Source organism: Amycolatopsis sp. NPDC034160, from assembly GCF_055575355.1.
This window is the reverse complement of sequence record NZ_JBVISU010000001.1, coordinates 586,764-598,864: the sequence shown is the minus strand read 5'-3', so window position 1 is coordinate 598,864 and position 12,101 is coordinate 586,764. Positions and strand designations below refer to the sequence as shown.

The 12,101-nt window shown below is 70.1% G+C and carries 11 protein-coding genes; 2 read left to right on the top strand and 9 right to left on the bottom strand.

The window, feature by feature from the left end:
- Positions 1 to 285: 285 nt before the first annotated feature.
- Complete coding sequence (locus ACZ54P_RS02890) at positions 286 to 1,290, bottom strand: glycoside hydrolase family 76 protein (protein WP_465459850.1); 1,005 nt, start codon at positions 1,288 to 1,290, stop codon at positions 286 to 288.
- Positions 1,291 to 1,363: 73 nt separating this feature from the next.
- On the opposite strand from ACZ54P_RS02890, the gene ACZ54P_RS02885 reads away from it, so the two are divergent.
- Positions 1,364 to 3,508 (top strand): molybdopterin-dependent oxidoreductase, encoded by a 2,145-nt coding sequence (locus ACZ54P_RS02885; RefSeq protein WP_465459849.1) that lies wholly within the window; start codon positions 1,364 to 1,366, stop codon positions 3,506 to 3,508.
- Positions 3,509 to 3,578: 70 nt separating this feature from the next.
- Here ACZ54P_RS02885 and ACZ54P_RS02880 read toward each other — a convergent pair whose 3' ends face one another.
- The 7 genes from ACZ54P_RS02880 to ACZ54P_RS02850 form a co-directional block, all read right to left on the bottom strand.
- Positions 3,579 to 4,232, bottom strand: a complete 654-nt coding sequence (locus ACZ54P_RS02880; RefSeq protein WP_465459848.1) for a TrmH family RNA methyltransferase — start codon at positions 4,230 to 4,232, stop codon at positions 3,579 to 3,581.
- A 14-nt stretch (positions 4,233 to 4,246) separates the two neighbouring features.
- The gene (locus ACZ54P_RS02875; protein WP_465459847.1) at positions 4,247 to 4,639 is read right to left on the bottom strand and encodes a DUF2784 domain-containing protein; all 393 of its coding nucleotides are present in this window, start codon (positions 4,637 to 4,639) and stop codon (positions 4,247 to 4,249) included.
- Between the two features lie 119 nt (positions 4,640 to 4,758).
- Entirely contained in the window at positions 4,759 to 5,322 is a 564-nt protein-coding gene (gene pyrE, locus ACZ54P_RS02870) for an orotate phosphoribosyltransferase (protein ID WP_016338130.1), read from the bottom strand.
- A gap of 58 nt (positions 5,323 to 5,380) precedes the next feature.
- Entirely contained in the window at positions 5,381 to 7,915 is a 2,535-nt protein-coding gene (locus ACZ54P_RS02865; protein WP_465459846.1) for an FtsX-like permease family protein, read from the bottom strand.
- Positions 7,915 to 8,673 (bottom strand): ABC transporter ATP-binding protein, encoded by a 759-nt coding sequence (locus ACZ54P_RS02860; RefSeq protein ID WP_465459845.1) that lies wholly within the window; start codon positions 8,671 to 8,673, stop codon positions 7,915 to 7,917. Before ACZ54P_RS02860 ends, ACZ54P_RS02865 begins: the two co-directional genes overlap by 1 nt.
- Positions 8,674 to 8,757: 84 nt before the next feature.
- Positions 8,758 to 9,264 (bottom strand): PepSY domain-containing protein, encoded by a 507-nt coding sequence (locus tag ACZ54P_RS02855; protein WP_465459844.1) that lies wholly within the window; start codon positions 9,262 to 9,264, stop codon positions 8,758 to 8,760.
- Between the two features lie 58 nt (positions 9,265 to 9,322).
- Positions 9,323 to 10,090, bottom strand: coding sequence for an SDR family NAD(P)-dependent oxidoreductase (locus ACZ54P_RS02850; protein ID WP_465459843.1), 768 nt, complete (start codon positions 10,088 to 10,090; stop codon positions 9,323 to 9,325).
- A 92-nt stretch (positions 10,091 to 10,182) separates the two neighbouring features.
- Here ACZ54P_RS02850 and ACZ54P_RS02845 point away from each other — a divergent pair, with 92 nt between their 5' ends.
- Complete coding sequence (locus ACZ54P_RS02845; protein WP_465459842.1) at positions 10,183 to 11,316, top strand: hypothetical protein; 1,134 nt, start codon at positions 10,183 to 10,185, stop codon at positions 11,314 to 11,316.
- On the opposite strand, the gene ACZ54P_RS02840 is transcribed toward ACZ54P_RS02845, so the two are convergent.
- A complete protein-coding gene (locus ACZ54P_RS02840; protein WP_465459841.1) occupies positions 11,313 to 12,023 on the bottom strand; it encodes a hypothetical protein in 711 nt (236 codons plus the stop codon). The genes ACZ54P_RS02845 and ACZ54P_RS02840 overlap by 4 nt on opposite strands.
- Positions 12,024 to 12,101 lie beyond the last annotated feature (78 nt).

Here is a 12,101-nt window from a genome sequence, read left to right as displayed (position 1 = left end):
AGGAAGGGGGGGGGGGGGGTCGGGGCCGAGGGGGTTCGGGGGTGGCGGTTGGGGTTAGAACCCGAATCGCCACTCACGACCACCTTGACCCACCCTCACCGAAAGCCTCAAACCAGGAAGTCCGTGAAGGCCTCCTTCCCTACCCTCAAAGTAGGGAAGGAGGCCTTCACGGCCGACCCGATCGACTTACGGCTCGATAGCCCTCATTAGCACTCACGACCTGCCCAGAAGCGTCCCTTATGGACGTTGGCGTCAGCGGCGCCTGGTGGCCCCGCGTTTAGAGGACTAAATGCGGGCGGCGGCTTCGAGGAGCATCCACGCGCTGATCTGGACGGACAGGTCGCGTTCGGGGGCGTCGGAGGCGAGAGGCAGCGAAGGCGCCGGAGTCGCCCAGTCGGCGCTGAAGAGTGGCCCGTGCGGCGTCGCGGTGGCTCCGCTCCAGCAGGCTTCGGCCGACCGGAGGACCAGATCGCGCGCCACGCCGCTCGGGAGTTGCGGCGCCGCGAGTGCCAGGTAGCGCGCCAGGATCCCGGCGAACAGGCCGCCGTCGCCGCCTCCCTGGCCCCGGATCACCCCGTTCGGCGCGACGTGCGCCGCGACCGCGTGGATCGTGTGCTCCACCCTGTCCAGTTCGGACAGTTCGAGACAGGCGCCGAGGTAAACCCCTTGGCAGTACGTGAAAACATGCTTGACCAGTTCCCCGGAATCGACGCGCAGGCCGTCCCACACCAGACCGGTTTCCGGATCGACGAGCCGCTCGGTCATCCAGTCCGTCAGGCCTCGCGCGTGCTGCGTCGCGCCTTCGCGGGCATGGAAGATCGCGGCGGGGCCGTTGGCGGGCGCGTTCTTGAACTGGTCGCCGACCCGCCACCAGATGCCGCCGCCCGCGTCGTCGGTCCAGCCTTCGCGCAGCCGCGAACTGATCGCCTCCAGTCCGCCGCGGACGTCCAGACCGAGATGGCCGACGCGTTGCAGCGCGAGGCCGAGCCAGGCGATGTCGTCGTAATAGTCGTTGATCCACTTGCCGAAGTTGCGCAGCCGCAGCGAGGCCACGAAGCGGTCGATCAGCTTCAGCCGATCCGGTGAGGGATCCCGCAGCTGGGCGTCGACGAGGGTGTCCAGCAGATGCGCCTGCCACCAGTAGTTCCAATGCCAGTGGACGCGCTGACCGGCCGATGGCGGCCAGCCGCTGCGGCCCAGCACGGTCCCCGGCAGCCCCCACACCCGGCGCAGATGCCGGTCGCGGATCGCGCGCTCGGCGGTCGCGGCCCGGTCGGCGAGAGCACTCATCGCGCCATCATCCCTTGCCCAGTGACATACCGCTCAGTATGTTGGGACGATCCCCGATCCCGCGAGGTGCCTCATGACCACGGCGCATGTGACCTGCCCCCTGTGCGAAGCCACCTGCGGCCTGGAGGTGACCATCGACGAGAAGAGCCTGATCACCCGGGTTCAGGGTGACCACGAGGACGTCTTCTCCCACGGGTACATCTGCCCGAAGGGCGCCTCCCTCGGCGCGCTGCACCACGACCCGGACAGGCTCACCGCGCCGCTGGTCAAACGCGACGGCGAGTTCGTCGAGGTCACCTGGGACGAGGCCTTCGCCGAGATCGACAAGCGGCTCCGGCCGATCATCGAGGAGTACGGCAAGGACGCCGTCGCCGTCTACTCCGGCAATCCGACCGTGCACAACGCGGCGCTGGTGCTCTACGGCCGCGTGTTCTTCAAAGCCTTGGGCACCAAGAACTTCTACACCGCGACCACGGTCGACCAGATGCCGAAGCACTTCTCGTCCGGGTATCTGTTCGGCGACCCGCAGACCATCCCCGTCGCCGACCTCGACCGGACCGAACACCTGCTCATCCTCGGCGCGAACCCGTTGGTGTCCAACGGGAGCCTGATGACCGCGGCCGATACTCGCGGCAGGCTGCGCGGAATCCAGCGGCGGGGTGGCAAGATCGTCGTCCTCGATCCGCGCCGCACCCGGACTGCGCAGCTCGCCGACGAGCATCACGCGATCCGGCCCGGCACGGACGCGCTGTTCCTGTTCGCGCTCGTCAACGTCCTCTTCGCGGAGAACCGGGTCGATCTCGGACGACTCGAAGCGCACGTCGACGGTGTCGACGAGGTCCGCGCGCTCGCGGAGCCGTTCACCCCGGAGGCGGTCGCGCCCGCGACCGGCATCGACGCGGCCGAGATCCGCCGCATCGCGCTCGATCTCGCGGACGCCGGACGCGCCGCGGTCTACGGCCGGATGGGGACGACGACGCAGTCGTACGGCACCATCGCGAGCTGGCTGGTCGACGTCGTCAACACGCTTACCGGCAACCTCGACCGCGAGGGCGGCATGATGTTCCCGTTGCCCGCCCTCTGGCGGCCGCGTCGGTCCTCGCCGTTCACCAGCGGCCGGTGGAAGAGCCGGGTGCGCGGCTATCCCGAGGTGCTCGGCGAGTTGCCGGTGGCCACGCTCGCGGACGAGATCGAGACGCCCGGCGAGGGCCAGGTCCGCGCGCTGGTGACCATCAGCGGCAACCCGGCGCTGAGTACGCCCAACTCCGCGCGGCTCACGGAAGCGTTGCGGCAACTGGACTTCATGGTCTCCCTCGACGTGTACCTCAACGAGACCACCCGGCACGCCGACGTCGTCCTGCCCGGCCCGTCACCGCTGGAGCGGCCGCACTACGACGTCGCGCTGTACGCGCTCGCCGTGCGCAACGTCGCGAATTGGACGCCTCAGCCGCTCGAGACGGACATGCCACAGGAATGGGTGACGCTGCTGCGGATGGCCGGGATCGCCGCCGGTCAGGGTCCGGACGTCGACGTCGCCTCGTTCGACACGATGGTCGCGGGCGAGACGGCCCGGCGTACCGGCGTCGACCTCGCGCTCGCCGAAGGTCGCACGGGACCGGCGCGGATGATCGACCTGATGCTGCGCGGCGGGCCGTACGGCCTGACGCTGGCCGACCTCGAAGCCGCCCCGCACGGCATCGACCTCGGCGCGCTGAAGCCGCGACTGCCCGAGGTGCTCGCCACGGCGAGTGGAAAGGTCGAACTGGCTCCGGACGCGATCACGAAGGACGTCCCGCGGCTGCGCGCGGAGCTGGACAAGACGCCGGACGGCGGGTTGCTGCTGATCGGACGACGGCACCTGAGCTCGAACAACTCGTGGATGCACAACCTGGCGCCACTGGTACGCGGCGGCAACCGGTGCACGGTGCAGGTGCATCCGGACGACGCCTCGCGGCTCGGGCTGACCGACGGCGGCCTCGCGTCGGTGACGTCGCGGGCGGGGAAGCTCGAAGCGCCGGTGGAGGTCACGGCCGACGTCCGGCCCGGCGTGGTGAGCATGCCGCACGGCTGGGGGCACGACCTCGACGGGACGCGCACGGGTGTCGCGACCGCGCACGCCGGGGTCAACTCGAACCTGGTCGCCGACGAGACCCTGCTCGACGTCCCCTCCGGGACGGCCGTGCTCAACGGGATCCCGGTGGACGTCGCCCCGGTCTAGAACGCGTTTCGTCCTCTGAATGCGGTAGTTGCACGCGCAAGGACCGCATTCAGAGGACGAAACGCGGGAGTCACCAGGCTTGGGTGAGGTCGGCGTGCTGCCGGACCCAGGCGTGCATGACGATCCCGGCGGCGACGCCGGCGTTGATCGAGCGCGTCGTGCCGAACTGCGCGATCGACACGACCAGCGACGCCGTCTTCTGCGCCTCGGCCGACAGCCCTGGGCCCTCCTGTCCGAACAGCAGGACGCACTCGCGCGGGAGTTCCGCGGTCTCGACGGGCTGCGAGCCGGGGGTGTTGTCGACGGCGACCACGGCCAGCCCCTCCTCGGCGGCGAAGGTCAGCAGCCCGGAGACGTCCTCGTGATGGTGAAGGTGCTGGTAGCGGTCGGTCACCATGGCGCCGCGCCGGTTCCAGCGCCGCCGCCCGACGATGTGCACGGCGGCCGCGGCGAACGCGTTCGCCGTCCGGACCACGGTGCCGATGTTGTGGTCGTGCTGGAAGTTCTCGATCGCGACGTGGAACGGGTGCCGCCGGGCGTCCACATCGGACACGATGGCCTCGCGCCGCCAGTAACGGTACGGGTCGACGACGTTGCGGCGGTCGCCATTGGCCAGGAGTTCGGGGTCGTACCGCTCGTCCGTGGGCCAGTCGCCCTCCCACGGGCCGACGCCGACCTCTTCCCGCGCCACCCATTCGGTGGGGCCGACCTCTTCGAGACTCACCGGGGGATTGTCGCTCAGGTCATGCTGACGCGGTGCGCCGGTGCGTCGCCGTCGTGGTCGCGGTGCCGCCAGCGCTGGACCGTGCCGACGTAGGAGATGATCACCGTCGCCATCGCGATCACGACGACCACCGGCAGGGACGAGCGCGGGAACACCGTGTCGTAGAGGTAGTAGGCGTTGAAGCCGCCGGGCAAGTCGCCGAGACCCTGCTGATGGCGGAAGTAGTTCTCCGCCGCTGTCAGCGGGCAGGGCCACGGGAAGACGTTGACGAGGATCCCCCATGCGGCGAAGAACACATGCACGAAGATCATCTTCGGCCACCGCCACGCGAGAAAACCACCGAATCCGATGAACAGCAGCGCGAAAATGTGTACCGCGACTGTCACGTTCGCCAGGAAACCCGCCACCTCAAGCCCCCTTTCGCTCCCCTACCTGCGACGTTACCCCTCTCGTGTTGAGAAACGCTCACGAAAAAGGGGGCATCCTCCGTTCGTTCACGGAGGATGCCCCCTTCGGAAGGTTTTACTCAGGACAGACCGAGGTCGTCCTTGTTCAGAATGTAACGGTATTCGAGGCCTTCCTTCTCGATGGCCTCGCGCGCTCCGGTGTCCCTGTCGACGACGGTCGCGACGCCGACCACGTTCGCGCCCGCCTCGCGAAGCGCCTCGACGGCGGTGAGCACGCTGCCGCCGGTGGTCGAAGTGTCCTCGACGGCCAGCACGCGCTGTCCGAGCACCTCGACGCCTTCGATCCGGCGCTGCATGCCGTGCTCCTTGACCGCCTTGCGGACCACGAACGCGTCGAGTACGACACCGTCGGTGGCCGCGGAGTGCAGCATCGCCAGCGCCACCGGGTCCGCGCCGAGGGTCAGGCCGCCGGCGGCGACGTAGTCCCAGTCGTGCGTGAGCTGGCGGAGCAGCTTCCCGATGAGCGGTGCGGCCGCGTGATGCAGCGTCGCCCGCCGCAGATCGATGTAGTAGTCGGCTTCCTTGCCGGAAGACAACGTCACCTTGCCGTGCACGACGGCCAACTCGCCGACGAGCCTTGCCAGTTCGAGTTTCGCCGCTTGATCAACCCCGGGGTACGCCACGGCCGAGAGTCTTACACACGGCTCGGCGGGCGCCCCCGGGGTGTTTGCCCCAGTGTGGTCAATCACTTCCGGACGTCGCGGCGTCCACGGGCTGCCCGCGGGTCGCCGCCCAAGCCGGGATCAGGGTCGCCGCCAGCGCGAGCGCCGCGGCGAGCCCGATGATGGACAGGTAGATCAGCGGGGACCCCATCGGCAGCACGGAATCGGCCGCCACCAGGCAGAACGGGACGATGGCGCCCGCCGAGACGACCGTGCCGAGCACGATCCCGATCACCGCGACCAGCCCCCCTTCGAAGCCGGCCATCCGCAGGACCTGCGCCCTGGTCGAGCCGGTGAGCCGCTGGAGACCGAACTCGCGACGCCGCCGCATCGTCGCCATCACCAGCGTGTTGGCCACCGAAATCACCGTGTAGGCGATGATCATCCCGACCATCAGGTAGTTCACCCACGCGCCGACGGCCTGGTCCTTCGCGTGTGCCGCGACGAGCGCGTCCCGGTCGCCGACGGTCACCGGCTGCCCGGCCGTCACCTCGCGGAGCCGCTCGGTCAGCGTCGCGGAATCGACACCCGGAGCCGCGCGGACCAGCAGCTGCTGGGCGAGTCCGGCGGTGGTGTGCGGCGCCAGGAGACTGGCCGGGAGCAGCAGGCTTTCGAAGCCGGGGCGCTGGCTGGTCACGGCGACCACCTTGACGTCGACAGGAGTGCCGTCACCGAGCCTCAGGCTCAGCGTGTCGCCGATGCCGCGGCCGAAGTCCTTCGCGAAGACGTCGGGGAGCGCGACGGTGGCGTCGGTCAACGACTTCAGGTCGCCCTGGGTCACCTTCGTGTCGGTGGTCGCGGCGGCACCGGACGCGGTGAGGCCGATCGCCGGGCGTCCTTCGTCAGCACGCTCGTAAGGCTTCTCGACGAACACATTGGTCGTCACGTACTCGGACGCTCCGGCCACACCGGGCACGGTCTGGATCCGCTGGACCAGGTCCGGCGAGAGCCCGCCGGCGACCGAGCCGATCACGGCGTCGGCGCGGACGTCCTCGGTGAACGCCTGGTTCGCCAGTTCCTCCTGGGTGGTCTGCAGGTAGATGTTCGCGGTCGCGATCCCCACGGCGAGCATGATCGGAGTGACCGCACCGGCGGCGCGGACGATCCCGGCACGGGTGTTGAGCACGGCGAGCCGCCCGTCGATGCCGCCGAGCAGGCGCATCGGCCACTGAAGGATCGCCGTCATCACCTTCGCGACGCCGGGGGTGATCATCGCGACGCCGAGCGCCCAGAGGATCACCGCGGGCCCGGCGGTGCTGGCCGCGATCGGGCCGGTCATCACCGCGACGGTCACGATGGCCAAGGCGAGGCCACCGCCGAAACAGAGGACGGCGAGCACGACCCGCATCGGCGTCAGCCAGCGGCGGGTGACCGCGGCCTCGGCGAGCGCCTCGGTCGGCCGGATCTTGCCTGCCCGGCGGCCCGCCACGAAGGCGGCGATGAACACCGCGAGCATCGCGCTGCCCGCACCGACCACGGCGGGCAGCCACCCCTGGTAGAAGCGGAGAACCTCGGGTACGACACCGTTTTCGACGAGTTGCCCGAACATCCATTCACCGAGGAACGGGCCGAGGACGGCGGCGAGCGCGGTGGCGAGCAGGCCGACGGCCAGTGCCTCGCCGAGCACCATGCGCCGCAGCTGGCGCGGGGTCGTGCCGATCGCCCGCATCAGCGCGAGTTCCCGCGAGCGCTGCTGTGTGGACAGGCTCAGCGTGCTGGCGACGACGAACATCGCGACCATCACCGAAAGCCCGCCGGACACCGCGGCGATGACGATCAGGTTGGATCCGCTCGATTCGGCCTCGGGGAACTCCGCGACACCGCGGTCGATGCCGCTCAGCACGGTCGCCCCGGCCGCGGCCTTGGCGACGTTGGCCTGCACCGTCTCGATGTCGGCGCCCGGCTCGGTGAAGACCCCGATGGCGTCGGCCTTGCCTGGATACCCGGAGAGCCGCGCGGCGTCCGCGGCCGAAAAGAACACGGCCGCCTGCTTGATCGAGCGCGGCGCACCGGCCACCCCGGTGACCCGGAACGTTTCGCTCTCACCGCGTGCGGCGATGTCGACGCGATCGCCGGGCTTCAGCCCCGACGTCGACTCGACGACGACTTCGCCAGCGCGAGGCGCGGCACCCGCTGTCAACGCGTACGGCGTCAACGCGGCGGAATCCCAAGCGTGGCCGAGAGCCCGCTGACCGCCCGCGGCGAGGGGGAAGCTCACTTCACCGACGACGTCCGAGACGCCGGCGACGGACCGCAACCGCGAGACGAGACCGTCGTCGAGGCGCACTCGTTCCGGGAGCCGCGCGGTCTCGAATTTTTCCTCATCTTCGGGGTCCAGGGTGGCCGGATCCTTTTTCGGCAGTTCGAAGGTCTGGCCGCCGGTGACGAGGATCGGCGCGGCCGCGAGCCGCTGCGGCTCCGCGTTGCCGCGGATCCCGGTCTCCATCAGGCCACCACACGAGGCGACGATCAGCGCGCCGAAGAAGACGGCGACGAAGGTCCCGATGAATCCGCCCTTGCGCAGGCGCAGGGTCCGGAAGGCGAGTCGCAGCATCACGCACCTGCCCGTACCTGGTCGCCCCAGGCACCCAGGTGGATCATGCGGTCGGCGACCACGTCCGCGGTCGGCGCGTGCAGTTCGTCCGCGATCCGCCCGTCGGCGAGGAAGATGACGCGGTCGGCGTAGGAGGCGGCCATCGGATCGTGGGTCACCATGATCACGGTCTGGCCGGTCGTCCGGACCGAATCGCGCAGGAGCCCGAGTACCTCGGCGGCGGTCCGCGTGTCGAGCGCGCCGGTCGGCTCGTCGGCGAAGACCACCGCCGGCCGAGTGACCAGTGCCCGCGCGATCGCCACGCGCTGTGCCTGCCCGCCGGAAAGTTCGCCGGGCAGGTGCTTGCGGCGGCCGGAAAGCCCGACGCGGGCCAGCATCTCCTCGACGACGCGGCGGTCCGGCCTGGCACCGGCGAGCTGCTGCGGAAGGGTGACGTTCTGCTCGACGGTCAGCGCCGGGAGCAGGTTGAATGCCTGGAAGATGAAGCCGACCCGGTCACGGCGCAGCTTCGTCAGCTTCGTCTCGCTCATCCCGGCCAGCTCCTGCCCGTCGAGCACGACGGACCCCGACGTCGGCCGGTCCAGCCCGGCCGCGCAGTGCAGGAAGGTGCTTTTGCCCGACCCTGAAGGGCCCATCACCGCGGTGAAACCGCCACGCGGGAACGCCAGTGTCACCCCGTCCAGGGCGATGACGCCCTTGCCGTACTCCTTGCGGACGCCGTCGAGCCGGACCGCGTCACCGTTCCACCCAGTGTTCATGGGGAAAACCCTAGGAATCCCAGGTCGAACGCGCCCTGGGGCGAGCGTGCGTCTCCGCGGTGGGGCAGGCCCTACCTCACCGGCTCAGCGGGCCTCGCCGGTCTTGGCGTCCACAGTGACTTCGTGCTGGACGCCCTTGCCGTCACGAAGCTCGACCTCCCAGATCAGGGTGCCGTCGGCGGCGTAGTCGATCTCCATCTCGTCGAACTCACCAGGCTGGCGCTGCTGCGCGGCCTGTAGCGCCTTGACCGCGTCGACTCCCGCCTGTTCGATCTTCGCCAAGTCGTCGCTCGGTTTGGCCGTTTGCTGCTTGCCGAGGACCTGACCACCGTCCCGGCTCACGCGCACCTTGTGTTCCTGCCCCCGCGACGCGACCTTGATCTCCCAACCCTCGTTCGAGGGCTCCACATCGAACACCCGCCCGTCGGGCACGGCGCCCGCCGCCGTCTGGATGGCGTTCACCGGCTTACCTTTGTCCTGCTCCGTCGCTGTGGGCGACAAGGAGTTCTGCAGCGGGGTGTGGGGTTCTTCGGTGGAACAAGCGGCCAACACCAGCACCACCGCGCCGGCCATCAGGCGTGCTGACTTCATGATCCGTACCTACCCGCCCGGTGAGGTCCCCAACCGCCGAATACACCGATGGCGTGACTCAGGTACGGCCCTTGCCACCGAAACCGCCGCCGAGTTTGCGCAGCACCGCCCTCGGCAGCAGTCCGCCGACCGCGACGAGCGCCTTGTACTGCAGGCTCGGCACCGAGATCACCTTGCCGCGGCGCAGATCCGCGAGCGCCTCGTCCACGACCTGCTCGACACCGAGCCAGAACGCCTTTGGCCCTGGCCGGTCCAGCCCCGCCCGCTCGTGGAACTCGGTCGCGGTGAAGCCGGGGCAGAGGGCCATCATGCGGACGCCCTTCGGCAGCGAGGCCGCGATGCCCTCGGTGAACGACGTGACCCAGTTCTTGCTGGCCGTGTACGTCGAACCGCGGCCACTGAAGAACCCGGCGACCGAGCTGACGTTGATGATCGCGCCCTCGCCGCGGTCGATCATCGCGGGCAGCGCGACCCGGGTGAGGCGCAGGACCGCGGTGACGTTGACGTCGAGCTGACGCTGCAGCGCGTCCGGCGGGATGGTCCAGAAATCGCCGTTGAGACCGAATCCGGCGTTGTTCACCAGAAGATCGACCGGCTCTTCCGCGAGCCGGGCCTCGACGAGCCCGCGTCCGTCCACTTCGGACAGATCGGCGGGCAGGACGACGACGTCGACACCGTGCGCTTCGACCAGTTCCGCGGCGAAGGCCTCCAGCCTGTCGACGTCGCGAGCGACGAGTACGAGGTCGTACGCCTCGGCGGCGAGCCTGCGCGCGAACTGCGCGCCGATGCCGGCGGTGGCCCCGGTGATCAGTGCGGTTTGTGTCATATCGGGAACCTACTCGGCTCGACGTCGGCCGCGTCCCCCTCAGCGGGGCCTGACGTGCGACGACCCCCGGTCGGGAAGTATCGTCCCGGCCCATGGGGAAGCACAGCAGGCGCAAGCCGAGCTATCTGCCCAAGGTCGCGGCCGGTGCCGCGCCGCTGGCGTTGTTGCTCGCCGGCCCGGCCACCTCGCTGGCCGCCCAGACCGACCCGGCGATCCCGCTGCCTCTCGACCACAAGCGCGAAGGCACCCTCGATCGCGCTGTCGGCGTCACCAGCGAAGGGGACACGTCCGTCCTTCGCGGCTTCGTGAACAGCACCGAGCGGAACGTCTACAGCAAGGACCTCGGCGACGCGAAGGTCTTCGCGGATGTCCGCCGCTCGGTGAGCGAGAGCGTCGAGACCCGTGACGGCGCCACCGTCCGGCCGGACCGGGTCGGCGCGCTCACCGCCTCGAAGACCACGCAGGTGGTCACGCGAGGCCAGCGGAACACGATGAAGGTCGACCCCCACGGCAGCGTCGTGGCCGGGAACGAGACCAAACTCGAGCGAAGCGGCGCGCGGCTGACCGAGGTCGCCCTCGACCCGCGCACCGGCGCGCCTTCCCTCGTCACCGAAGACGGCCGGGCGATCGACACCTCCGAGGGGACCTACCACGCCGTCCGCCCGCTGCCCGGGTTCGACGTGATCAACGAGACCCACCAGCACGCAGGCGGCGAACTCGGCCGGGCCGCGCGGCTCGACGGCGGCTTCTCCGGCGATCTCGGCGGGGTGCTGGAAGCAGGCCGCTCTTCCGGCCACGCCGTCGATCTCGGCAGCCTCGCGACCGTCGGGGCGACCTCGGCGCAGCACGGTGACGGCCGGTTCGACGGCGTCCTTCCGCTGGAGGCCGGCTCAGGCACCGGCTTCGGTCAGGAACACGCGTTCGGCGGCACCGCCGGTCCGGTGACCGGACTGGTGACCACCGGGCAGGACGCGGATCTGGCACGGCACGGCGCCGTGCTGACCGGCTCCGGCGCGGACACGATCAGCGGCGACCTCGGCGTCGACGAGATCGCGCAAGTCCACGGCACCACGTCGACGTCGGTCCGCGGGTTCCTGCCGACCGCGGATCCCGCCGAGGCCGGGCACGTGACGCAGTCCGGGACGCTCGACCTGACGGTGTTCGACCGGCAGGCGCACACCGGCGTCACCGCCGGCGCGCTGCCGCTGGAACTCAGGCGGTCCTAGCCCTTGGGCTCGATGTCGTCGGCCGCCTCGGCCTGCCAGTGGCGGCCGGGGGTCGGGGTGTTGTTGTACTCCTCGTCGAACGGGTCGACGATGTCGGCGATCTCGCCGAGGTCGCGCAGCAGCCGCTCGAGCCGCGACGGCCCGGCGTTCGGGGCGACGCTCGCGAGCACCCACTCGTTCTCCAGCCACGCCACGCCGACGTCGCCACCGAGCGAATCGGCCGCGTCGACGAGTTCCTGCGTGATCACCTTGCGAGCGCCCTCGGAGTCGTCCGCGAAGGCGTAGCGCTGGCCGATCGGGCCGAGCATCTCGGGCATGTCCTGGCGCTGGAACGGCACGCTGGACAGCCACATCTCCAGCGGCACCTCGTGCACGCGGTTACAGCGCACGGCGACGACGACCGCCGGGATCTGGCCCTCGGTCTCGATGTCGAAGATGAAGACGGGGCGTCGCCCGTCGGAGGTGAAGGTGGACCCGGCCACGACGTTGACCGCCGTCTGCGCGCCGAAGTACCCGATGGCGCCACCGGACCATTGCCGCGGCAACCGGTCGTCCTCCTCGACGAACTGCCAGCCGCGCAACTCGGCCCAGCGCATTCGCTCGCGATTGCGCGAGCCCTCCTTCGCCCGGTCGGCCGCGAGCAGCCCCAGCCCCGCCACCAAGGCGACGGCGGCGACGACGAACCAGATCCACGCCGGAATACCCACGACGGTCAGGGTATCCCCCTGCGCTCACCGGACGTGATCGCCGGGCGTCGTGTCGCGCCAACCCTTTTCGGTGTCGCG

Excerpts from the sequence above, each read along its gene's own strand:
- ACZ54P_RS02890 (WP_465459850.1), bottom strand. The coding sequence starts at position 1,290 with ATGAGTGCTCTCGCCGACCGGGCCGCGACCGCCGAGCGCGCGATCCGC.
- ACZ54P_RS02885 (WP_465459849.1), top strand. The coding sequence starts at position 1,364 with ATGACCACGGCGCATGTGACCTGCCCCCTGTGCGAAGCCACCTGCGGC.
- ACZ54P_RS02865 (WP_465459846.1), bottom strand. The coding sequence starts at position 7,915 with ATGCTGCGACTCGCCTTCCGGACCCTGCGCCTGCGCAAGGGCGGATTC.
- ACZ54P_RS02860 (WP_465459845.1), bottom strand. The coding sequence starts at position 8,673 with ATGAACACTGGGTGGAACGGTGACGCGGTCCGGCTCGACGGCGTCCGC.
- ACZ54P_RS02855 (WP_465459844.1), bottom strand. The coding sequence starts at position 9,264 with ATGAAGTCAGCACGCCTGATGGCCGGCGCGGTGGTGCTGGTGTTGGCC.
- ACZ54P_RS02850 (WP_465459843.1), bottom strand. The coding sequence starts at position 10,090 with ATGACACAAACCGCACTGATCACCGGGGCCACCGCCGGCATCGGCGCG.
- ACZ54P_RS02845 (WP_465459842.1), top strand. The coding sequence starts at position 10,183 with ATGGGGAAGCACAGCAGGCGCAAGCCGAGCTATCTGCCCAAGGTCGCG.